This window comes from Vibrio marisflavi CECT 7928 (genome assembly GCF_921294215.1).
Lineage (GTDB): Bacteria > Pseudomonadota > Gammaproteobacteria > Enterobacterales > Vibrionaceae > Vibrio > Vibrio marisflavi.
Genome location: NZ_CAKLDM010000002.1, coordinates 804,581 through 828,188, shown reverse-complemented (window position 1 = coordinate 828,188; position 23,608 = coordinate 804,581). Strand labels below are relative to the sequence as shown.

Sequence of the window (23,608 nt, the reverse complement as noted above, 5' to 3'; positions counted from 1 at the left end):
CAATGCTCACAGCAACACTCAGTCAGAGCAAGCTGCCAAATTTTACCTTACTGGTATTTAGTCAAAATAGATTGGTATTCCTTCGTCGCCTTAAACTTATCCAATGCCTTTTGAACGCGCGTTATTACTTCCTGAGAAATATGTTTATTTGCCGCAATATAATTATCATTAAATTTAAATTGATACACACTTTCAAACTTGTCGGGTGAAATACCATACTGTCGCAGTATTTTTTCCGCACCAGCAGGATTGTGTGCCCACAAATCTATTTCTCGTCGGTTCAATAGCTTAGCCAACTCCTCAGGACTGTGAGATTTCACCAACATCTTCGATGGCACACCCAGGTCTTCCAATCGTTTTTGCAAGCTGTCACCACGAATGACACCGATACGGTAGTTCAATAAGTCACTGGAACTACCAATGGATATTTCGCTTGTCTTTCTTGCAAGAAGTACTGAAGGTGACCCTTTAGATATGGGGCCAATCCATTGAAATAAGGCTTCCCTCTCTGGCTTTCTTGAAGTCGTGAATAAGACGGTATCTTTATGGTTTAAAGCCATTTTGTAACCACGAGCCCAAGGTAATATTTCAATATGTTCTGGTGCCAACTGGGAACCCGCCAATTTAGCAGCACCTAGGATGACTTCTACAGACAACCCAGTCAGCTGGCCTTGATCATCCACGTAGTTATGCGGCGGATATTTTTCAGTAACAAATATTAGCTGACCCCAAGGGTCCGACTCTGGTAGTGGCTCACTTACACTTGCGAAAGACAGCACTGTTAACATGAGTGTAAGAAATAGCATCCATACTTTTTGCATGCACATCATAATAACGCTAATTAATTTTAAATAAGCATGGTAGATGACCACAATATGTTCAAGGCCAATTAAACAATTGCTAAAACGTAGTATCGATAATTAATTAATATTTATAACTATTTTAAGTATAAGTTTTTATTAGATTAATTCACCTAAACTACCAAACAACTTATTTGTGACGTAGGAAACTAGAAAGGCTTGTCTGTTTGAATTGGCTATTGGTTTATTGTGGGCAATTTTCACCACAACGAATATCAAAAAGGTCGTCGCACTGGACGCCCGTGATGAGTGCTACTGCTTCAAGGTCTTGCTTAATACTTTCAAACTTTGTTTGCGCTGTTTCGCCGACAATATGTACTTTCAAAACGTCAGGAACATCCGGAAAAACCGAGTTATGAGCGTGAGCTAATTGGGACAAATAATTGGATGATGAAGAGCGGTCTGCATAAATTGTTAATGTGCCTGTGGTTAAGTTTAATTCACTACATTGGTTCATTATGACGTTGTTCCACTCAATTTCTTCGATAGTTACAACTGAGAGTTATACCTTTGTTTAACCACCAAACCATCAGAGCTTGGTAATGAATTTGTCAATATAATGGAACGCTATACGATTTCCTAATCTGGGCAGATAAGAGCAGATTTGCTATTATTGAGTTCTTTACCATTAGACAATTATGCTCTCCCAAGCCAAGCAATACCTTCACGGGCATCAACAGTTAGTGCATGCACTTCGCATCACATTAGCCTTAGCATTCACATTATTGTTTTATCACGTTACCCAGCTTCCACATTCTTTATGGGGACCAATTACTGTCTCGGTCGTGATGAATCAACCGCAACATGGTGCTCTGCTACATAAAGGTTTACAGAGAATAATTGGTACTACTCTTGGTGCAACAGTTGGCCTTGTTACTGTACTTTTCCCTACACATTTGCCGCTTATCGCACCACTATGGATGTTGCTTGGCGTCTTTTTGCTTAGCCTGAGGATGCAGGGAAAATATCATTATCTGTTTTTCCTTGCCGTTATGACTTTACTGATTGTTGGCTATCAAGAGTCCGCCGATGTTGAAGTGTCTGTCGCTCTTTGGCGTGTCGCCAACATTATGATCGGAACAGCAATTGCGATTCTCTTTTCCCAGCTTTTTCCTATCCATACGTCAACAATTTGGAGACAGCTACAGCACAAAGTGCTCACCAACTTAAGGACTTTATATCTGGCTCATGCGTCTTCTCAGCTTCCCTCCAACGAGCATTTATATCAGTTACGCCGTAAGGTCATTACTGACCATGTAAAAATGTCTGGCTTGATGGCCAACCTACAAAAAGAAAAACCATCACACATAGAAAAATTCCAGCAGTATTTACAAAGCCAGCGAGCACTCATCGCTTTAATTGAGCAGCTAGTAGACACTCATTGGAGCACAGAAATCAGCCACCAGAAGCTAATTGAAAGTACAGAGCTGAAATACGTTTTGGATTCCATTGGGACGACGTTTGAAAAACTAGAGCGTTGTGACCTAAATACGATTGATTTGCCAAAGATCGCAGACGTGGTTTCTATAGCCAAAAATCTAATGAAAATTGATGATCCGGAAAAAGAGACCTTTAAGCTGGGTCCTTATGGCTATTTGTGGCTGACCAGGCAGCTGATCGTCAATTTAGACAACTTAGTCAAACACAAACTGGCACTAGACAAGCTTCGATATTACGAACGCGAGTCTGTTTAGCCATATAGTGTTTGATACAACCCTTCCTGCTCTACCAATTCGTGGTGCTGGCCAGATTGCACCACTTTTCCGTCCTCCAGTACATAGATAATATCGGCTTGTTTTACTGCAGAAAGTCGGTGAGCTACTATCAGGGTCGTCTTACCTTGCAAAAACTCATTCATAGCGGTGTGTAACAAGGATTCAGTTGTTGAATCCAAGGCTGAAGTCGCTTCATCCAAGATAACAAAATCCGGATTGGTCAATACCATGCGGGCAATAGCAAGCCGCTGACGCTGCCCTCCAGATAACCTCACACCTTGCTTTCCTAGCTGAGATTCTAACCCTTCTGGCAATCCATTAATCAGCTCAGATAGCTGAGCGACTTGCAGTGCTTGATATAACGCTGCATCTTCATAATCTTCACCGAGAGTTAAGTTCTGCCTCACAGTGTCATTAAAGATCATTGGATGCTGCAGAACTGTTGCTACTTTTGCTCTTAGTTCTTCATAACCCACTTGCTCTATTGGATGGCCATTAATTAAAATATCGCCGCTTTCTTTTTGATAAACACCCAACAGTAACTGTATTAATGTAGATTTCCCTCCACCTGAAGCCCCTACTAACGCAACTCGCTTTCCTTCTGGAATCAACAAATTGAGATTACGCAGAACCTGTCGCTCTTTATTGTATGCAAAACAAACATTGTTAAACTCAATTGAAAACGACTGTGAGGGAACAAATGGATCAACACTTGCCTTTGGTCTAACTTCCTCTTCAAGTTGAAGGATTCTATTCAAACGTTTCATCGCTGCAGAAGCACTGAACCATGAATACTGTATATTTAGCAAATCCTGAATGGGTGAAAGCATAAACCAAAGATAGCCAAAAATAGCAAAGATCTGGCCAATAGTAAGATCGCCCATCAAAACCAATGCAATCGCTGCTGCTCGGAAGATTTCAAACCCAACTAAAAAGGTCAAAAATGAAAGTCGATTTGCAGCATCCGACTGCCAAGCATAGTTATCTGCATCAATTCTTATGGCGTTGGAATCATCTTTGAGTCGACTTAAATATTCGCGCTCTCTGTTGGAAGCTCGCAGTTGGTATAGCCCCTCTAACGTTTCCACCAAACGCTGCTGGAATCGCTCAAAGGATTGGTTTTCGAGTTTCTTTAGCCGCTTAACTCGTTGTCCCATCAATCGCGATAGATACACAATCACTGGGTTAAGCAACACAATAAACAGGCCGAGCTTCCAATCTATCCAAAACAAAACCACTGCAATACCAATTACGCTTATTACAGAAACCACAAATCGGCTGAGCGTCCTACTAATGAAGCTATCTATCGTCTCTATGTCTGTGACCAGGTGCGAAGTTAACGCACCACTACCTAAATCTTCATATTGACGCATACTCACCTTGCCCAGTTTATCCAACAACTGTTGGCGCAAAAAACAAGTGAGTGATTTTGATATGAGGGTAAATTGACGAGTTTGATAGATGTTCAAAGCTTGGCTGGCTAGACGCATAAACACAACCAAAAAAGTCACCATTGCAATGTAACCCATCGCTGTTTGCCAATTGTGAGGCAACATCATATTGAGAAGAGTTATTCCTTCCCCGGGCTTTTTAAGAAGTACTTCGTCAACCAACACAGGCATTAGAAGAGGAATAGGAACGCTTAATAACGCAGCGAGCGTCGCCACTATATTGGCAATAACTAACTTTCTTTTGTGTTTAGAGGCTTGGTTAAAAAGCCAAGCTTTATTAATGGTAACTTCTTTCAAAATATTACTCTGCTATAAAGCCATGTGATATGTAGGACGCCTATAGCTATATAGTAGATTGCTAGCTTAGTATGGGCTGCTCTTCTATTCGGATTTGTGGAGAAGAGCAGCAAACATACACATTGAAAGTAGCTACCCTTTTGGCTGACCTTTGCGAGTATATTTGGTGTGTAGGTTGCGAGCCGGCATAGTTTGTAATTTATATTGCGCTTTATTGCTTACATAAAGAAGAGCGTAAACCATCAAAAGTACAACGAAGAATGGCAGTATATATGCGCTTGCGATAACGCCAGCAAACAAGCTAGCGCTATTAAAGATTACCGCGATTGCCGTAAGAAAGCTCAATACTAGCAGCACATCAAGCAATTTCCGTATATTCATAACGCCCCCTAAAGCTGCTGCTTTATTTGCTCAAATTCTTCAGAGTCGATCTCCCCGCTTGCCAGCCAGCGTTTAGCAATTTCTAAAGGAGACTCCTTGTGTTCTACTGAGATTGATTGTGGTTTGGATAAAATAAAATAAAACAGCAATCCCCAGAACAAAATCATTGCCAGCGGCATAAGCCAATTCTGCCATTCGTGTCCGTATAAAAAAGTCATAACCTACCTCTTCAATTAACGATTTAATCTGCAGTCAATCGACCGATGTGTAAACAATAAGCTTTACCCTAAGGGTAAGGTCAACAGGTTAATTTGAAGTTTTTTACGAGATAGTAGTTATTCAAAACAAGAAGAAAAGATGGGCTTGTTAGCGGAATGAACTGGAGTTGTAACAGTCTAAAAGTATGTTTAAAGTATGAGTTTCTGATAATTGCATCAAAAATATAATGAATAAACTGCTCAAAATTTCACTATTGCTCTGTTCCCTACTTCCAGCTTTAGCATTTGCCTTCAGCAACCAAGGTAACACGACTAACGACTCATTCAGCAAAGCAAAAAAGCTGATGCAAAAATACATCTACGTTCAGCCAGAAGAAATGCACACTATCTACTGCGGTGCAAAATTTGATAAGCACAAGCATGTCACGTTACCTTCAGGCTTCCAAGCAAACAAGTATCGAAATCGACTTAATAAGTGGGAGGCTGAACATGTGGTACCTGCAGAGAACTTCGGTCGATACTTCACAGCATGGAGAGAAGGGAGCCCTAAATGCGTAGACAAACGTGGTAGGCATTACAAAGGACGCAAATGCGCCACGAAAGTAAGTGAAGAGTACCGATTGATGCAGGCTGACTTGTACAACCTCTTCCCAGCTATTGGCAGTGTTAATGCATTGAGGCAGAATTACAACTTCACTATGTTATCCAATGCCCACTCCGATTTTGGCTCTTGCGACATGAGAATCAAAAATAACAAAGTTCAACCTCCTACCAGAGCAAGAGGCATTATTGCACGTACCTATCTTTACTTTGCCGAAACCTACCCTACTTTCAAAATGAGCTCAAGCCAGAAGAAACTCATGTTAGCTTGGGACAAGCAATATCCTGTCACTCATTCTGAGTGTCAGCGAGCCAAAATAATCCAACATATTCAAGGCAATATCGATCCTGTTTTAGCTGCACGATGCAGTTAAAATAACAAGTAACGCAACGTTAAAATGCCTCGATTCATTGGGTGAAAATATCCAAAGTGTGCCCTAGCATTATCTAGTGCACACTTTGCAATCGAATGATTTGTTTTTGCTTTCCATCTCAAGCACCATTATTTTTTCTAATACTCTAATAAAAAGGATTTTGTTGATGAAAAAATCACTACTCCTCGCGGGAATAATGGCTTTATCTTTTAACGCTACAGCAGAGACTGCCGCAGATCTCCAAAATAGATCGGTCGGTATCTGTATTGGTGCTGGCGAAATGGCAGGCATCTCACTCAATGACGATAAGCTAGATAATGCGTTAGATTTTGCAGATGGCGAAGTTGAGACAGCAATGAGCGTCGCGTACGGCGTTGGCTACGCAAATGGCGCTATTGAAACATATAAGTTGAATACACTGAAAGATTTGCCGAATCGAGATATTGGTAAGCTCGTATTTGAAACCTACGAATGCAAAAAATATATATAATCTAAAAACAAGAAACCCCAGCATTTCGCTGGGGTTTCTTGTTTGGGTAAGTGAGGGATTCGAACACGATTCAGCCCTTGCCAACAACTAGCCTATTCAATTGATAATTAAAAATTAAAACCAGATCATTGCAGGCACCGCTCTAGCACAAAGCAGCTAAACAATACCTATTATGGCTTGGATATTCCGCGATATCATCTGCCTAGAGCGACGAAATCAAGCAAACTTGCCAATACGGCAAAGCATTGGCCTCTTAAATAAGAATTTCAAAATCTAATATTCCGCTTAAAATTCACTCAAAGAGTTGCAATCCACAAAAAATTTAACAGTGACGAAACTTTTTGTGATCTAAATTAACTTCAAAAAACATACCAATCACATTACCTTGACAATAGTGTTGCGCCCTCTCATTTTGGATACGTATGCAATAGAAAAGAACTGAGTAATAATAAGGGCATATTGATATCAAAAGATCGATATGCCCTTGAGTCCACTGAAGCACTAGCCGATGACTAAGGAGAGCAACATGCCGCAAAATGCCCCCTCTAACGCACCTTCTCAACCCGTGATAGGTATTGGGTGGACTTTCAGCCGAAGAATATTAGCTTTTATTTCAATTATGATGGTGTACTTTTTCTACGATCTTAACTGGATGATCGACGGTAACATACGGCACTCCCTTATTAACACCTATGGATTTTCATTTACTCAAGTGAGTATGATTTTTAGTGCGTTGGAGCTCGGGACAATTCCAGGTACATTGATCTTTGGTGTTATAGCGGCAAAAACAAGCAAAAAGCGCACACTAATGTTAATTGCATTGATGATGAGCATCTTCACTCTACTGCCGTTGATCTCTCCTAGTAGCTTACAAGTGTGGCTAGCTTCCCGTTTTATCGCTGGCTTAGCATTGGGGGGATGCTTTGGAACTTCTATTGCTCTGGTCGTCGACTTATTTCCGTCTAAGAGCCGTGCCATATTCGCTTCAATTCTTTATAGCTCGTTCGCCATAGGCATCCAAGTCTCGGGCTATATGTACAGTATCATGGGCAGTAGTGGCTGGAAGCTTTTGTTAACCATTTGTGCTGTTGGACCAATCATTGGCATGATTGCAGTCGCCTTATTTGTCCCCGATGATTTCCAACACATGAACCAGCTTAAAAAAATGCAAAAAGAAACTACCGGTAAAAGCGAAGTATCATACGTATCCATGTATCGCAATCACACTCGCATAGGCGTGAGTGTTCTTCTCCTCTCTGCTTGCAACTTTCTAGCCTATTCTCTCTTTAACAACAACAGCTTACACTATATGACTGACACACTAAATCTTTCTCAAAATATCGCAGGGGAAGTCTTCATGTGCAGTGGCGTGGGCCTTTTCATCGGCTACTATTTTTGGGGAATTATGGCCAGCTGGATAGGACGAAAAGTTGGTATCGTTGGCTTTATCATTGCCGCAATTTCATTACTCCTATACCTAAAAGCAGGTGCGAATCACCAAGCCCTTCTCTACCCTTTCTCTTTTATGGTCGGTTTTGGCTTCGGTAGCACTTCTTACTGGGGCGTTTTCTACACCGAATTGTTCCCTGAAAGATATCGCCCAATAGCAGCTGGTATATCCTTTAACGGTGGGCGACTCGCGACCTCCATCGCCATCCCTGCTATTACTGCTTCATCTCATGGAGAGATATCAGTAGTATTTTTTTGGTCTATTGCAGCTGTTATTTTTGGGGCCATCATGTGGGCAACACTGCCTGAAACTTTATCTAAAAAGCATACGAATGCAAAACAAAAACTCACTAGCATAAAGAAAGGCGTTTAATTGAAACTTCTTCCAGTTCTAAAGATCACCATTAGAGAAAGAGCTCAAACGCGTCCCCTAACGAAGAGTACATACAAATTAAAGGGGCAACCGAGATTTGAAGTTAACTGCTATAGTCTCAGCAACTGATGGTGAACCTAGTGAAGCATATCTAGCTAATATCTATGCTCCATATGAGAGACGGCATTATCAGAAAGCCAAACCAAAGCTGAAATTTAAACACCTAGCCAATCAGCTAGGTTGTATCAAAATAATTTTGTGACACTTCCTTGTTACATTAGGCGTGACACTTTTCAGGCAAGCTAGACTCTAATTATCTGATATATATAGCAGTTTGACGAGTTAGCATTCCTTGTCTGAAGCCTAACCTGAGTATTCGTTAATGGCTTTACATTCTTCGCCATAATGTACCACCAGAAAAAGTTACAGCGGCACGTCCTGATGTACCACTTACTCAATCATGGTACATCAGAAACAAACGCTGGTACATTAAGTAGCACCTAAAATGTAGTATGCTATAAAACTTTACGGGATGTGTTAACACGCGAATTCGTTGTACTGACAGTACTTGAGGCAATAAAAAAGACGCCCTAGGACGTCTTTAATATAGAATGTGGCGGTGAGCGAGAGATTCGAACTCTCGATACGTTGCCGTATACACACTTTCCAGGCGTGCTCCTTCAGCCACTCGGACAGCTCACCGTATGTCAGCTCTGTGCTGACGAGGCGCTAATTTAATGATTCTACAGTGGTTGGTCAAGTACAAATGTCGAAAAAACTCTACCTTTAAGCTCAATTGTTTAATCTTTAACAAAAGTGTTCACTCAATAAGCAAAATTAGTACTAGTGGCACTTATCCGCTACAAGCACCGTAATAAGATCAATATCTTCTTTTTCTGGTTCGCTGTGATTTTTCAAACACTCCAAAATACGCTGCAACACTTCTGCAAACTGATCTCTTGGGTCTTCATTAAAACTGCTGATTAAGTTTTCTACTAAAGCCGCTGACTTGTCATATTGCTTATTTTCAATAGACACATAGAGATTCACCAATAACTCTTCGAAATCCGTTACATCTGGCGTCACGACTTGTTCTGAGTGGAATTGATAAAGTTTTTCTGAATAGCGATACAGCGCATCGTCCAACTCATTTTCATCAATAGGCTTCGCAATGATGCAATCTACCCCTGCACTCATCATTCTCTCGCGAGTCTCCTTAAATACATCTGCCGTACAACCAAAAATCAGCGTGTTTTTTCTATCTCCCGGAAGCTGACGAATAGCAGAGGTAGCTTCCACTCCATCCATCACCGGCATGTGATTATCCATCAGTACCAAATCAAAATGGGTAGTCGACATGATTTTGATGGCCTCTTCGCCATTCTCAACACTTTGGCACTTGAAGCCCTTACTCTTCATGAATCCATCAATAATAATGGTGTTAGTGCGGTTGTCTTCCACTATCAAAACTTGAAGACCTTCATAATTCAACTTACGATGAACCTTCACTTCCACAGAGCCGGGCTCACATACTTCAAGCCCTAGCTTCACTTCAAAGCTAGTCCCTATTCCTGACTCACTTTTAACCGATATACTACCGCTCATCAGCTCGCATATCTGCTTAACTATCGCCAAGCCTAGTCCTGTTCCTCCATATCGACGCGTAGTCGTAGATTCCGCTTGTTCAAATGGCCTAAATATCTTTTCCTGAGCTGATTTGGATATGCCAATTCCTGTATCTCTAACGGTAATGCAGAGGAATGTAGTGCCATCCGTGACTTGTTCTTTGAAATTGACCTCCACAAAACCTCTGGAAGTAAACTTAACTGCATTGTTGAGCAAGTTGAACAAAACTTGACGCACACGTGCTTTGTCAGACATATACCAGCGATCCGGTGAAACATCGGAGTACACTTTAAATAGCAATCCTTTTTCCGTGCACAGTGTGTGATACACACTATTAATGCTGCCCATAATAGACCCTAACGGAAATGGGGCGCGATCCAATTCTAGGTGGCCTTGCTCTATCTTGGAAAAGTCTAATATTTCATTAAGCAGAGTCATCATATGGTCGCCAGAGTCATACAAACTTTTTAAATGCTTTCTCTGCTCTTCGCTTAAATCGGTTTTCAATAGCAGCTGAGCTGTTCCTAGCACACCATTCATCGGTGTACGTATCTCGTGGGAAAGTGTGGCTAAGAAGGAGCTTTTTGCCTGAGTGGATGCTTGAGCTTTGACTTTTTCTGCTTCTAGGAAAACGGTTTTCTGATTAAAGGTGTCGATAAGATGGCGTATTTCATCCTCGCTGTTGTACGCCATATCGATGATCCCACCTTGCTTCGAATCATCAACTTTTTGAGCGATAACAGCAATTGGCCTGATCAAATATCGATTGATGAGGACATAACCAATCAAAACCAGCAACAACATTAGAGGAATGATTCCAAGCTCAACACTGCTAATAATTTCATACACTCGCTTACCAATCAGCTTTTGAGCGTTGATGACATCCACAGACCAATTAAAATGGCCAAAACTTAATTTACTGACGTATATGCCATTTACCAGCTTAAAATTGTGCTCAGTAATAACTTCGCCATAACCATCTTTGAGTAATACCCCTAGGCCAAAATCTTCCGCTTGTTCATTAACGAACTCAATCAAATCTTTTAAAGATAAATCGATGGTCGCCACCCCCGCAAACTTCCCATTAACATAATACGGAGAAGAAGCGGTAATCATCTGAACTTGCGTATACGCATCTATGTAAACCTGTGACCATGTCACTGTTCCTAATGGTTTATTTGCGGCTGATAGGTACCAGTCTTGTTTGTTGTAACCCCCTGTTTCTGGGTTGTTCCAAGAATTGATTTTATCAATAGCTCCATCAGACGCTCTGTTATAAAACAAGCTCGTATATTCAACTTTGGGGTTTACAGAGTATGGCTCAGGCCAAAGCCCGCCACTCACGGCAATACCATCTAAAACACTAAACAAAGAATGAAGTAAAATCTCTTGTTCGTGTTGAGGTATGCCAGTGTTGCCAACGCTGACGATACTTTGGAGAACCCCTATGGAACTATTGAGAGGCAACTGTATTTGATCCGACATTAGCTGAGTACTTAAATCTAAGCCGTGCTCTAGACTATGACGTACAGGGGGTTCAACTACCTTATAGCTAATTGATCCAACAAGAATAATGACCAAGAGCATATAGCCGACTAGCGCAAAGATACTCTTGCGCTTCAATGAGGAGCGTATATTCATAAATCCCTGAATTTTTATCCTTTTAATAAAACCTATAGCGTTCATATCAATGTCGCAAGTCTTTTTATCTAGGAATATGACTGGTACTATAGCGGCCACTTATTACAATGAAACGGGTTGCGATTTTGACTCTACAAGAACTTTTGGCTTTGCCTGAATTAGAAGACAAACTACTAAATGAAGCGAAAACTCAAGGCTTTATCACCGCTATTGCTGCAGCCCCTTATGTACTTCCACCAGAAGAGTGGCTACCACTTTTATGGGGTGGAGATGAAGTTGCGCCTTTCTCTGACGGTGAGTTACTCGAAACTTACATCGAGCATATGATCGCATTTTGGAACGAGTATCGCCCAGCATTGCTAGAAAATCGTTGGACATGGCCTGCAGGCTGCGAGCTAGATGATGAAGAGATCGTTAATGAAAAGGCTCGTGATTTTTGTGAAGGTGTCCTGCAGGGCTGGCAGCTGACCCAGGACGACTGGAAAAATATTATGCCAGAAGACAGCGAAGACAATGCCTTACTTGGTGGCGTCATTTTATCTCTAAGCATGCTATATGATCCAGAAACCTCAATGGAAACACTAAGAGAAAGTGGTGTTGAAGGCTTGGATCAATTCAACGAAATCTTTAATGGCGTTCCTACGATGCTTTGTGGCTTAGCAATTCGCGCGGCTGGACAAGTCGAGAAATAAGGCAATGCCATATAAAAGGTATAGTTTCACTCTATACCTTTTATCGTATTAAATTGCATTTCCCATCTGTTGCCACTTAAAATCTTCAATTCTTTCATCTGCAATATAGAACAGCTTCGCTCCAGAGCTTACCTCAGTGGACAAATCTGGATTCAACTTAATTCCATCTCCACAATCAATAGCGATAAGCGTCGCTTGATGCTGGTTTTTCATGTAGTGAAAAATGGGCTTTACCGACGTAGCGTCAAGAAACTTGGGAAATTCGGTCGAATACTGTGTCATCCCTTGAGTGGAGGCTAATAGTTCTTGGTGTAACACGCTTGAACCGGGGTCTACCGCTGCTTTAGCTAACATTTCCGCGCCAACAGCAGGAATACATTCAACATTCGGACAATGTTGGCTTAGAAGCTGACTCAAAGACTCGTCGTTGAAATAAGCCAGCAAGTGAGCCGTTGGATTCTTGTTAGCACAGTACAACGCTGAAGATAAAGTAATATCGTCTTCTAGATTATCCACCACAATACAGCTAGCACTCGTGTAATTGGTTTTTCGCATTTCTAGATCGTCGGTATAACTGTTGACTCTAACGAACTCTATCTCGCCAGGTAATGGGTTTTCGATATCTGAGCGACTACAAAGAATGATCGGCCGCTTACCAATTTCTTCATGCTGTAGCATCCGTATTAGGTTCATTGTGCGCTGCCCATTCCACCCCAATAAAAGAATATGGTTGTCCAATTTCACTCTCCGTTTTCCCAATATCCCAGCCCGCCAATATTCCACGGCGACACTGGCGATTTTTCCTAGTAGAGCAGCGAATAAACTCAACCCACCTGGAATAATAAATAAAATAACCACCCACATACCTAGCTCTGATTGGGGTGAGTAATCACCGTATCCCACAGTGGAGGCCGTCACGAGCAAGTAGTAAATGAACACAGAAATGTTGTCCGTTAACTGGTGCTCACCCGCAACTCTAAGCAATAGCCAACTTATCGCTGCATATAAAATACATAGGAACAGTAAGTTACGGCTACTTAGTTTAAAGAGCCTAGTGTGAAACCACTTTTTGATGAGTAACCAGATTGGCATTCCAAGTCCAAGTATTCGTGCCTTTTGATACCATTCTAAAGCAAAAAAACCAGCCTAAGCCGGCTGGTTTTCATTGTGTGAGAAGGATCGCGATTAAGCGTATTACGATTGTAACTGCTCAGCGAAATCTAGCATGCGATTTAATGGAATAAGAGATTTAACTCTTACATTGTCATCAACAAAGACTTCATGTTTTTCGCCACCTTCTGTTAGCGATTGCTCAATTGCCGATAGTCCATTCATTGCCATCCAAGGACAATGAGCACAGCTTCGACATGTTGCGCCTGCGCCAGCTGTCGGAGCTTCGATTAACTCTTTCTCTGGGACAAGTTGCTGCATCTTGTAAAAAATGCCTTTGTCTGTTGCGACAATAAGCTGCTTGTTTGGCAAAGTTTTCGCAGCTTTGATTAGCTGGCTCGTAGAGCCAACAGCATCAGCTAATTCAACAACACTTGCAGGAGATTCTGGGTGAACCAGTATTGCAGCTTCTGGATAGACTGATTTCATTTTACGCAGCGCATCTGCTGAAAACTCATCGTGAACAACACATTCACCATGCCAAAGTAGCATTTCTGCCCCTGTTTTATTGGCAATGTACGATCCAAGGTGGCGATCTGGCCCCCAAATGATTGGCTTCTCTAACGAGTCTAGGTGTTCGACGATATCAAGTGCAATACTTGAAGTTACAACCCAGTCTGCGCGTGCTTTAACGGCAGCTGAAGTGTTAGCATAAACCACAACGGTGTGATCAGGGTGTGCATCACAAAAAGTAGTAAACTCATCAGCAGGACAACCTAGATCTAGAGAACATTCTGCTTCAAGCGTCGGCATCAAAATACGCTTCTCAGGAGTGAGGATTTTGGCTGATTCGCCCATGAAACGAACACCTGCTATCAGCAAAGTTTTTGCTGGGTGACGGTTGCCGAATTTGGCCATTTCTAACGAGTCACCTACAAAACCACCCGTTTCTTCTGCAAGAGCTTGTATCTCAGGGTCGGTGTAGTAGTGAGCAATCAAAACCGCATCTTGCTCTTTTAGCAGACGCTTAATATTCGCGATATGAGTTTGTTTTTGCTCTTCGGTTAACGGCGCAGGTTTAGGAGGAAACGGGTAAACCGTTTCGATCTTATCTTGTATGTGGCTCACTGGATTTGTTCTATGCAACAATGAAATAATCCGAGTATTGTAACGCTATACATTGCTCGGATCAAAAGTGTTATGAAAATGAAGAAAATAATATACTTATGGCGCAATAAAGTGATGAACATAGTGGATTAGAAAAGCAAAAGAGAGGGTTTTCCCTCTCTTTATTAATGCTATTTTAAACGCTCTTTTGCTAGCTGCGCTGAAGCGCTATTTGGATATTCTTTTATTGCTTGCTCGAAGTAAGCTTTAGCTTTTGTCGAGTCTTTCTCTTGCTTCGCAATATCACCTAGCTTAACCAAAGAGTCTGCTCTTTTCGGCGAATCCTTAAAGTTAAGCACTGCCTTGAAGTTTTCCTCTGATTTAGCAAAGTCTCTATTGGCAAAATATAGCTGACCAAGCCAGTAATGAGCATTCGGTGTTAGCTTCGATTTTGGATAGTTCTTTTGGAAATTCTGCAGCGCAAATATTGCACCTTGATAATCCTTTTTATTTAAGATCAAATCGATAGCTTTTTGGTAAGCCTCTTGCTCTGTCGCGTTGTTACTAAATGCGGCAGTATCATGATCTTCTTGCTGAGCCGTAGTTGTGGTATCGATCTTCGGAGCATTCACTTGACTACGAAGTTTATCCAACTCGATAAACAGCTCTCGCTGCCTCGTCACCATCTGCTGCATTTGATGGGTATTGACTTCAAGCTGGCCACGTAACTGGTTGATTTCTTGACTCATATCTGCAACTTGCTGTTGCAACTGCAGATTAAACTGGTTTCGACTTTCGATTTGACGTTGCAACCTTTGAATTTCAGATTGCGTGGAAGTTGGTGCTGCTGCTTGGCTAGAAGCGCCTGCTGCTGTGCTACCTAAATTGAGTGTAGATACTGGAGCCGGTGCAGCGGCCACTGAGCCCGCTGCACTTGCCAGCAACGTAAGCGTCATTACACGCTTGAAGTTACTGAACATATGAGGTGTTCCTCAAAAATTAATATACGATTACTGCACGACGGTTTTTCGCCCATGCTTTCGGGTTTTGCCCAAGAGCGATTGGCTTCTCTTCACCATAGCTCACAATTGAGATTTGGCTAGAAGGAACGCCTAGAGCTTGAAGGTATTTAGATACTGCTTCAGCACGACGTGCGCCTAGCGCAATGTTGTACTCTGGAGTACCACGGTCGTCAGTATTACCTTCGATAGTTACTTTAACATCTGGATGCTTAACAAGATACGCTGCGTGTGCTTCTAGCATATCTTTGTAATCGTTCGATACAATTGAGTTGTCGAATGCAAAGTAAACTGTCTTCTTCTCACGAAGAGATTGTTCTTTTAGCTCTTGTTCAGAAAGCTGACCTTGTTGACCGTCGATTGGAGAAACAACGGTTGTATCAGTACCGTTATTTTGGTTTGCTGCAGTACTCGCTGAAGTTGTCGCCGCATTGTCTGTAGCGCTACCTGAGTCGCCTGTAGTACCACTCGTTGAACTACATGCAGACATTGCCATAACTGGTAACGCAATCATCAACCCTTTAAGAACTTTATTAAGTTGCATCTTATTTTTTCCTTACTATTTATAATAATTGCTATAAAAACGGCGACCAAGCAGGCGATTTAACGCGCCCATTTGTGGCCGGTAATCTAGCATGAAAACGCCCATCAGTTGAAACCAAATTGAGAACGTCTCTATCTTGGTAACTAGAACTGTAGATAATCATACTGCCATTAGGAGCAATGCTTGGTGATTGGTCCAAGAAAGTTTTTGTCAAGATTTGGACAGTTCCTGTTTCTAGATCTTGTTTTGCGATATGAAACCCGCTTGGGCTGCGGTTAACCATAATCAAATAGCGACCATCTGGAGTGATTTGTCCATCTTGGTTTTGGGTACCTTGCCAAGTTACTCGTGAAACAGCGTCCGTCGCCAAATCTACTTTGTAGATTTGTGGCAAGCCGCCTCTATCAGACGTGAAGATTAAAGATTTTCCATCTGGATACCAAGCAGGCTCAGTGTTATTTGAGTTACCGCGCGTAATTTTCGTGAACTTACGCGTTTTCAAGTCCAAAATATAGATTTGCAACTTACCAGACTTAGAAAGTGCGACCGCTAGCTTAGAACCATCTGGCGAGAATGCAGGCGCACCATTGTGGCGAGGGAAAGAAGAAACAAGCTCTGTTTTACCAGTGTAGATGTTCATTATGTACACTTCGCCATGGCCGTTCTGGAAACTCACATATGCAAGCTCTTTTCCGTCGGGCGACCAAGTTGGTGACATAATTGGCTGCTTCGAGCGAAGAACGAGCCTTTCGTTGTAACCATCATAATCTGCCACTCTAAGTTGATACGGGTACGCGTCTTTACGATTCACAACAACGTATGCAATACGAGTTAGAAATGCGCCTCGCTCACCTGTGAGTTTTTGATACACCAAATCTGAAATGCGGTGTGCATATTCGCGAAGACGGTTTGGCGGAACAGTTGCTCTCTTGTTAAATAGAATATGATCCTGAGTAGAAATTAATTCACCGTCTTTACCCAACACTAGATTCTTGCCATTGCTTAGCTGACCACGTGCAATGTCAACAAGCTGATAGGTAATTACATAGTTACCATCGGCGGCTTTAGTAATTGTGCCTGTTAACAGTGAGTCTACACCTAGTTTTGACCACGCTTTAAAATCTACATCTGCGACGTTATAAGGTGTTTGTGGCATCTTATTGACGGCAATTGGACTAAATTTGCCGCTTCGCTGCAAATCAGATGCTATAACAGCTGAAACATCTTGTGGCGGCTTGCCATAACCCTCATATTTGAATGGGATAATTGCGATTGGTCTAGCAGAATTGATACCACCAGTAATGAACAATTCCAAAGACGCATTAGCGTATTGAACACTGCTAAATGCGAAGAGAAAACATACGAATAATACTCGCTTTAACACACTCATTTCCTTTTACTGAGGTTTAACATTTAGGGTTATATCGCGAAGTTGCTCTACAACATTTGGCTCGTTTTGTGGAATTGGGAAACTGCCTACTTGGGCAACAGCCCTTCTCGCGGCTCCACAAACGGTCTTATCACCACTAACACCAAGAATCGTAGCGAAAGCACTTGATCCCGCAGGCACAAGCTTTAAGTGAACCTTACAAACCAAGCCTTTATAGCTATCATCGGTATACAAATTTTGCTCTATTAAATTGGTGTACATCTGACCATACCGATCAACTTCACTTGCAACATACTTTGCTCTAGCTGAAGCGCTCTGTTTTGCCTCGGATTGCATTTGTGCGGCAATGCTGTTCAGCGCTGCATTTTTTTCAGCTGCAAGTTTTGCTGCTCTCTCTTTAGCTAGCTTTTCTTGTCTTGCTTTCTCAGCCGCGGCCTTAGCAGCTTTCTCTTTCGCTATTCTTTCACGACGCGCTTTTTCCGCAGCTTGTTTTGCTGCTTTTTCCTTCGCCGCTTTTTCACGAGCGATTCGCTCTGCTTTAGCCTTGGCTGCCGCAGCGGCTTGTGCTTTACGTTCAGCTTCTAACTTCGCGAGTTTTTGCTTTTCAAGTGCGGCTTTTTTCGCTGCCTCAGCTTGCTGTTTTTCTTGAGCAACACGTCGCTTTTCAGCTTCTCGCGCAGCTTGAGCCGCTTTTGCTTGCTGCTCTTTTAAGTTGCGAATCCTCGCTTCTTCAGCTTTGCGGTTCTTCTCTAGCAGCTCACTCTCTCGGCGCAACTTGTCGAGCCTATCCTGCTCTTTCCTTGCTGCTGCTTCACGTTGACGCTTAATTTGCTGAGCCTGTTTTTGAACCAAAGCCGGATCAATCACAACCGCTTGAACCATTTGTCCAGCAGGTTTGGGCTCAGACATATGAAAATCCGTTCCCCATAGCAAAATGACTACGAGCAACAGGTGTAAGACCACCGAAATGAGGGTGGGTTTCAGATATTCTTTGTTATTTTTTTTCTTTGTTTTCATGAACAATCAGAACTTATTTAGTATTGTCCTTAATATCCGTTAACAACCCAACTTTAGGTATGCCTGCTTGGCGTAGTTGATCAAGCACGGAGACAACGTTGGCATAAGGTGTAGCTGCATCACCACCAACTGCGACAGGAGAATTTGGCTTCAGTGACAACTCGGCTTTGACTCTAACAATCAAATTTTGCAGTGTCATACCTTGTTCTACTGGCTCGTTATTTATACTCAAACCTAGCTCGCCACTTTTATCGATTTGTACAATGATAAAGTCACTATCGCTGTTGCCAGCAAGCTCAGACGCTGGTTTCGCGGTTGACGTTTTTGGTAGGTTGACATCAACACCTTGGGTGACAAATGGAGATGTCACCATGAAAATAATAAGCAACACGAGCATAACGTCAATATATGGCACAACGTTAATCTCGGCTGTCAATTTACGCTTTTTAGGTTGGTAACCCGCCATAAATTAAGCCCTGCCTGCCATTGCTTGACGGTGCAAAATACTGTGGAACTCTTCAGAAAACGTAGCGAAATTATGCTCGAGTTTCCCTACTCTATTGCTTAAACGGTTGAAGAACATAACCGCTGGAATAGCTGCAAATAGACCCATCGCGGTAGCAACTAAGGCCTCCGCGATACCAGGAGCAACCATTGCCAATGTCGCCTGTTTCACCGCACCTAAGGCGATAAAGGCATGCATAATTCCCCATACTGTGCCAAATAGGCCAATATACGGACTGATAGAGCCCACCGTCGCTAGAAAGGGCAAGTTTGTTTCAAGCTCTTCAACCTCTCTTGCAACTGCAACGCGCATTGCTCGCCCTGTGCCTTCCATAATGAAGTCAGGCGACGCTGCATTAGATTTACGCAAGCGAGCAAACTCAGTAAAACCTGAATAGAATATCTCCTCGGTGCCGCTTAACGAATCTTTTCTCTTCTTAACTTCTTGGTAAAGTTGCGATAGGTCTGTACCGGACCAAAATTTGTCTTCGAATGTATTTGTATCTTTGGTTGCTTGAGTCAACGCTTGGCTGCGCTTAAAGATCATAGCCCATGAGGCAATAGACATTCCCAGCAAAATTAACATCACGACTTTAACTAAAAAGCTGGCCTGCAAAAATAGGTCGAGAATAGAAATATCAGATGTCACTGCTAGAAATCTCCTGATGTAGTGTACGAGGAAAAGCTTTAGGCTTCATTGTTTCTGTGTTGATACATGCTACCTTAACCATTACCTTACACAATGTCACTTGTCCATCATTTACGATCTCCTGACAGAATGTCATTGTAGCTCTTTTCAACTCAGCGATACTAGTGAGGACGGTGAGCTGCTCATCTAGGCTAATAGCTTGGATGTAATCAAGTTCCATACGAGATATCACCAGCGCGATATTTTGACTCATCAAGTCTCGTTGTAGAATCCCTTTTGAACGTAACATCTCTGTCCTCGCTCGTTCAAAATACTTCAAGTAGTTGGAGTTGTGTACGATACCTCCAGCGTCAGTCTCATCTAAATAGACAGTAATAGGCCATTCAAAAACAGATTTATTACTCAACAAAACCTTTCCTATTGTTTCTCGACTAGTATTTTGTGGCAATACTATACCTCAGCACTACCCTTTTCTTGCAAGCGCTAGTTGCTTAAATGCTAAGAAAATTGTTAAAAAAAATGGCACCGCTAAAAAAGCGATGCCATTTTATTCAAATTAGCTGCAATACATAGGTTACATAACGTATAAACTAGTTAGGTAAATAAGTATTACAAACGAGATGTATGGGCTAAACAGTATTTGCCACAACCAAAATCTTGGCTTGAATCCCACGCCATAAATCATACTTGAACATACTGCCCAAATAAGCAAAGGACCGACAACTTCATTGAAGCCGCCGATTCTATCGGCGTACTTGTGGGGTTCCCACATCACCATAGCGATATGAAAGAAACCAAGAAGAAAGGATAAGGCCCTTAAAAGGCCCTTATCCATTGGAGCATGTAACTTGGCTACTTGCTCAGCGAGCTTACTCACTGTCTTTGTCCATCATCTCTGTGTGCTCTAACCAAAGAGCGTTAATGATGCCAAATGCACAAGCAAGTAGCACACCTAGAACCCATGCGAAATACCACATTGTAAACGCTCCTTAGTAAGCTGAAGTTTTGTTTTCTTCGATGTATTTAGTGTCTAAGCGACCAAACATCTTGTAGTAAGTCCAAGTTGTGTAACCAAGGATTACTGGAACCATAACAAAAGCAATCACAGTGATGATTTCCATTGTTAGTTGGCTAGATGTCGCATCCCAAATAGTCAAGCTGTGGCTTGGCGCTAAGCTAGAAGGCATAACGAATGGGAACATCGCAAAACCAGCAGTAAAGATGATGCCTGCAACGGTCAAACTTGATGCCAAGAACGCTAGGCCACCTTTCTCAAGGCGAGAAGCCAAAATCGCAACGATAGGCATCAAGATACCAAGAGCTGGAGCAATCCACATTGCTGGGTACTCTTTGAAGTTGTGCATCCACGCACCAGCTTCGCGTACTACCGTTTTGTCTAATGGGTTAGAAGCCGCATTGTGGTTCATCACGCTAGTGATCACGTAGCCTTCAATGTGTTGTACCCAGAAACCTGCTGCTACAAAAGTAACAATCACTAGTAGACCAAGCACTTGAGTCAGTGTTTTTGATCTGTTGTGTAAGTCACTTGTTGTTTTCATTTGCAGCCAAGTTGTACCTTGAAGCAAAATCATGAACAAGCTAACAAGACCACATAGAATCGCAAATGGGTTGAGCAAGCCAAAGAATGAACCATGATACGTTGGCATCAGGTATTCACTTAGGTTAAATGGTACGCCCTGTAGCAAGTTACCAAAAGCCACACCAAAAATGATTGGCGGAACTATACCACTTGCAGAGATACAGATATCCCAGTTCTTACGCCATTTCTTGCTTTCAATCTTTGAGCGGTAGTCTAGACCAACTGGACGAAGCCAAAGTGCTGCTAGAGTCGCGATCATAGCTAGGTAGAAGCCAGAGAAAGACGTTGCGTAAACTAATGGCCATGCTGCGAACAATGCACCACCAGCGGTGATTAACCATACTTGGTTACCATCCCAGTGTGGTGCAATGGTGTTGATCATTACACGACGTTCGTTGTCAGTTTTACCAAGCATAGGTACTAATGCACCTACGCCCATGTCAAAACCATCTGTGATTGCAAAACCGGCAAACAGAACACCGATCAGAACCCACCAAATTAATCTTAACGTTTCGTATTCAAACATTTGAATTTATCCCCCGCCTTACGCTTCTACTTGGCGATTTACTTTGTCTTCGACAGAGTTTTCACCGTTTTCGAAATGGTATCGGCCAGTTTTAAGGCTACTTGGCCCTTTGCGTGCAAACTTCACCATCAAGTACATTTCTGCAACTAGCAAGCAGCTGTAGAATGCAAGGACAACAATCAATGACGTCCAAATATCTGATGCTGTCAGAGGAGAGGCTGCGTCATAGGTCGGAAGAATTCCACCCACAGCCCACGGCTGACGTCCACCTTCGGCAACATACCAACCAGTTTCAACCGCAATCCAAGGTAGAGGGATACTGTAAAGCGCAGCTTTGTGGATCCACCTGCTTGAACCGATTTTTTGACGACATACTTGAATAAATGCAGCACCAAATACAGCCAGCATGATAACGCCACAAGCAACCATGATACGGAATGACCAGAATATAGGCCAAACTTCAGGGATAGAGTCATCTGCCGCTTTTTGGATCTGTTGAGGTGTTGCGTTGGTAACCTGCTTAGTATAACGCTTCAACAGTAAGCCATAACCTAGGTCATGTTTCACTTTATCAAACGCTTGTACAGTCGCTTCTGACTTGTCACCACCACGTAGTTTCTCAAGCAAACCGTATGCAATCATACCGTTCTTAATACGCTCTACGTTACGTTCACGCAGTTGGTTCAAGCCCATAACAGGAGTATCAACAGAACGTGTTGCAATAATACCCATTAAGTAAGGAATCTTAATTGCGTAGTCTGTTTTTCTCGTCTCTTGGTTAGGTAGACCGAACAGAGTAAATGATGCCGGTGGCGGCTCAGTGTTCCACTCAGCTTCAATCGAAGCAAGCTTCACTTTCTGCACTTCACCCACTTCGTAACCAGATTCATCACCAAGAACAAGAGTAGATAAGATTGCAGCCATACCAAACGATGCAGCGATCGCAAATGAGCGACGAGCAAATGGTAGGTCGCGACCTTTAAGAATGTAGTATGAACTGATGCCTAAAACGAACATCGCACCGGTAGTGTAACCTGCCGCTACAGTGTGAACGAATTTAACTTGTGCAACCGGGTTAAAGATGATTTGAGAGAAGCTCACCATCTCCATGCGCATGGTTTCAAAGTTGAAGTGCGCACCCACAGGGTTTTGCATCCAACCGTTCGCGATCAAGATCCATAGTGCTGAGAAGTTTGAACCTATCGCAACCAACCAAGTTACTGCTAAGTGTTGGCGTTTTGATAGTCTATCCCAACCGAAGAAGAATAAACCGATCATCGTAGATTCAAGGAAGAAAGCAACTAAGCCTTCAATCGCTAGAGGTGCGCCGAAAATATCACCCACGTAGTGAGAGTAATATGCCCAGTTTGTACCAAACTGGAATTCCATGGTTAGGCCTGTAGCCACACCAAGCGCAAAGTTAATACCAAAAAGCTTACCCCAGAACTTTGTCATGTCCTTGTAGATTTGCTTGTTGGTCATTACGTACAATGACTCCATGATAGCAAGAATAAATGTCATGCCGAGAGTCAATGGTACGAATAAGAAGTGATACATTGCTGTCATCGCGAATTGCAGACGCGACAGATCAACTATGTCAATCATGATAACTCCTGTGTGCCAGCTGTTTGACACTCTCTACATACTGCAACGCTTTGCCTGATCTTGTAGCGAACAGACGCGAATCAGATGCAAATATGTACCAAAGTGGTTAATGAATTGTTAAGCATCAGCTTGTTAAGCCGAGCGTAATAGTACTTATAAAAACAGGAGGTTTCAAAAAAAATATTGACCAAATCCGCGTTGATTTAGGTCAAATATATTGGCTGAATTTTTTTGAAAAATAGCATGAATTGATCTAGATCAATTTTCAAACAGGCAGGATGTTATCACTTGGTAAAGTAGAGCATTTTCGCCCGGAATTATTGCACAATGAATTAACAATTTTCAACTTAAAGTTACTTATAACGACGAT

24 protein-coding genes and 1 tRNA gene are annotated in these 23,608 nt (G+C 42.3%); 5 read left to right on the top strand and 20 right to left on the bottom strand.

What is annotated here, in order from left to right:
* Positions 1-47: 47 nt before the first annotated feature.
* Together L7A31_RS10575 and L7A31_RS10570 are read right to left on the bottom strand one after the other, a co-directional pair.
* Complete coding sequence (locus tag L7A31_RS10575; RefSeq protein ID WP_237361479.1) at positions 48-821, bottom strand: substrate-binding periplasmic protein; 774 nt, start codon at positions 819-821, stop codon at positions 48-50.
* Positions 822-1,044: 223 nt separating this feature from the next.
* On the bottom strand, positions 1,045-1,317 hold the full coding sequence (locus L7A31_RS10570; protein WP_237361478.1) for a hypothetical protein: 273 nt from the start codon (positions 1,315-1,317) through the stop codon (positions 1,045-1,047).
* Positions 1,318-1,498: 181 nt separating this feature from the next.
* Here L7A31_RS10570 and L7A31_RS10565 point away from each other — a divergent pair, with 181 nt between their 5' ends.
* Entirely contained in the window at positions 1,499-2,554 is a 1,056-nt protein-coding gene (locus L7A31_RS10565) for an FUSC family protein (RefSeq protein WP_237361477.1), read from the top strand.
* On the opposite strand, the gene L7A31_RS10560 is transcribed toward L7A31_RS10565, so the two are convergent.
* From L7A31_RS10560 to L7A31_RS10550, 3 genes are all read right to left on the bottom strand, one after another.
* A complete protein-coding gene (locus L7A31_RS10560; RefSeq protein WP_290368768.1) occupies positions 2,551-4,308 on the bottom strand; it encodes an ABC transporter ATP-binding protein in 1,758 nt (585 codons plus the stop codon). The genes L7A31_RS10565 and L7A31_RS10560 overlap by 4 nt on opposite strands.
* A gap of 147 nt (positions 4,309-4,455) precedes the next feature.
* Complete coding sequence (locus tag L7A31_RS10555; RefSeq protein WP_237361476.1) at positions 4,456-4,704, bottom strand: hypothetical protein; 249 nt, start codon at positions 4,702-4,704, stop codon at positions 4,456-4,458.
* An 8-nt stretch (positions 4,705-4,712) separates the two neighbouring features.
* On the bottom strand, positions 4,713-4,922 hold the full coding sequence (locus L7A31_RS10550; RefSeq protein WP_237361475.1) for an SHOCT domain-containing protein: 210 nt from the start codon (positions 4,920-4,922) through the stop codon (positions 4,713-4,715).
* 227 nt (positions 4,923-5,149) lie between these two features.
* Here L7A31_RS10550 and L7A31_RS10545 point away from each other — a divergent pair, with 227 nt between their 5' ends.
* The 3 genes from L7A31_RS10545 to L7A31_RS10535 all read left to right on the top strand — a co-directional run bounded on the left by L7A31_RS10545 (position 5,150) and on the right by L7A31_RS10535 (position 8,208).
* On the top strand, positions 5,150-5,896 hold the full coding sequence (locus L7A31_RS10545) for an endonuclease (RefSeq protein WP_237361474.1): 747 nt from the start codon (positions 5,150-5,152) through the stop codon (positions 5,894-5,896).
* Between the two features lie 166 nt (positions 5,897-6,062).
* Positions 6,063-6,386, top strand: coding sequence for a hypothetical protein (locus L7A31_RS10540; protein WP_237361473.1), 324 nt, complete (start codon positions 6,063-6,065; stop codon positions 6,384-6,386).
* Between the two features lie 526 nt (positions 6,387-6,912).
* Entirely contained in the window at positions 6,913-8,208 is a 1,296-nt protein-coding gene (locus tag L7A31_RS10535; protein ID WP_237361472.1) for an MFS transporter, read from the top strand.
* 614 nt (positions 8,209-8,822) lie between these two features.
* On the opposite strand, the gene L7A31_RS10530 is transcribed toward L7A31_RS10535, so the two are convergent.
* Positions 8,823-8,910 (bottom strand) — tRNA-Ser (locus L7A31_RS10530).
* A gap of 141 nt (positions 8,911-9,051) precedes the next feature.
* Positions 9,052-11,475 (bottom strand): hybrid sensor histidine kinase/response regulator, encoded by a 2,424-nt coding sequence (locus L7A31_RS10525; RefSeq protein ID WP_237361471.1) that lies wholly within the window; start codon positions 11,473-11,475, stop codon positions 9,052-9,054.
* 125 nt (positions 11,476-11,600) lie between these two features.
* Between L7A31_RS10525 and L7A31_RS10520 the strand changes: the two genes are divergently transcribed.
* Positions 11,601-12,167: a UPF0149 family protein gene (locus L7A31_RS10520; protein WP_237361470.1), complete on the top strand. Its 567-nt coding sequence runs from the start codon at positions 11,601-11,603 to the stop codon at positions 12,165-12,167.
* Between the two features lie 48 nt (positions 12,168-12,215).
* Here the strand turns inward: L7A31_RS10520 and L7A31_RS10515 are convergent, their stop codons facing one another.
* From L7A31_RS10515 to L7A31_RS10455, 13 genes are all read right to left on the bottom strand, one after another.
* Positions 12,216-13,259 (bottom strand): potassium channel family protein, encoded by a 1,044-nt coding sequence (locus L7A31_RS10515; protein WP_237361469.1) that lies wholly within the window; start codon positions 13,257-13,259, stop codon positions 12,216-12,218.
* 102 nt (positions 13,260-13,361) lie between these two features.
* Complete coding sequence (gene nadA / locus L7A31_RS10510) at positions 13,362-14,405, bottom strand: quinolinate synthase NadA (protein ID WP_237361468.1); 1,044 nt, start codon at positions 14,403-14,405, stop codon at positions 13,362-13,364.
* Between the two features lie 170 nt (positions 14,406-14,575).
* Complete coding sequence (gene ybgF / locus L7A31_RS10505) at positions 14,576-15,364, bottom strand: tol-pal system protein YbgF (protein ID WP_237361467.1); 789 nt, start codon at positions 15,362-15,364, stop codon at positions 14,576-14,578.
* Positions 15,365-15,383: 19 nt separating this feature from the next.
* Positions 15,384-15,947, bottom strand: coding sequence for a peptidoglycan-associated lipoprotein Pal (gene pal / locus L7A31_RS10500; protein ID WP_237361466.1), 564 nt, complete (start codon positions 15,945-15,947; stop codon positions 15,384-15,386).
* A gap of 31 nt (positions 15,948-15,978) precedes the next feature.
* On the bottom strand, positions 15,979-17,337 hold the full coding sequence (tolB, locus tag L7A31_RS10495; protein WP_435532888.1) for a Tol-Pal system beta propeller repeat protein TolB: 1,359 nt from the start codon (positions 17,335-17,337) through the stop codon (positions 15,979-15,981).
* Positions 17,338-17,343: 6 nt separating this feature from the next.
* On the bottom strand, positions 17,344-18,354 hold the full coding sequence (gene tolA / locus L7A31_RS10490; protein WP_237361464.1) for a cell envelope integrity protein TolA: 1,011 nt from the start codon (positions 18,352-18,354) through the stop codon (positions 17,344-17,346).
* Positions 18,355-18,367: 13 nt separating this feature from the next.
* Positions 18,368-18,820 carry a protein TolR gene (gene tolR / locus L7A31_RS10485; RefSeq protein ID WP_237361463.1) on the bottom strand — a complete coding sequence of 151 codons (453 nt, stop codon included), beginning with the start codon at positions 18,818-18,820 and terminating at the stop codon, positions 18,368-18,370.
* A gap of 3 nt (positions 18,821-18,823) precedes the next feature.
* Positions 18,824-19,507, bottom strand: coding sequence for a protein TolQ (tolQ, locus tag L7A31_RS10480; protein WP_237361462.1), 684 nt, complete (start codon positions 19,505-19,507; stop codon positions 18,824-18,826).
* Positions 19,497-19,916, bottom strand: a complete 420-nt coding sequence (locus tag L7A31_RS10475; RefSeq protein ID WP_237361461.1) for a YbgC/FadM family acyl-CoA thioesterase — start codon at positions 19,914-19,916, stop codon at positions 19,497-19,499. The genes tolQ and L7A31_RS10475 overlap by 11 nt, the downstream gene beginning before the upstream one ends.
* A 165-nt stretch (positions 19,917-20,081) precedes the next feature.
* Positions 20,082-20,384, bottom strand: coding sequence for a cyd operon protein YbgE (ybgE, locus tag L7A31_RS10470; RefSeq protein WP_237361460.1), 303 nt, complete (start codon positions 20,382-20,384; stop codon positions 20,082-20,084).
* The gene (cydX, locus tag L7A31_RS10465; protein WP_237361459.1) at positions 20,377-20,484 is read right to left on the bottom strand and encodes a cytochrome bd-I oxidase subunit CydX; all 108 of its coding nucleotides are present in this window, start codon (positions 20,482-20,484) and stop codon (positions 20,377-20,379) included. Before cydX ends, ybgE begins: the two co-directional genes overlap by 8 nt.
* A gap of 12 nt (positions 20,485-20,496) precedes the next feature.
* A complete protein-coding gene (cydB, locus tag L7A31_RS10460; protein WP_237361458.1) occupies positions 20,497-21,633 on the bottom strand; it encodes a cytochrome d ubiquinol oxidase subunit II in 1,137 nt (378 codons plus the stop codon).
* An 18-nt stretch (positions 21,634-21,651) separates the two neighbouring features.
* The gene (locus tag L7A31_RS10455) at positions 21,652-23,238 is read right to left on the bottom strand and encodes a cytochrome ubiquinol oxidase subunit I (protein ID WP_237361457.1); all 1,587 of its coding nucleotides are present in this window, start codon (positions 23,236-23,238) and stop codon (positions 21,652-21,654) included.
* Between the last annotated feature and the right edge of the window lie 370 nt (positions 23,239-23,608).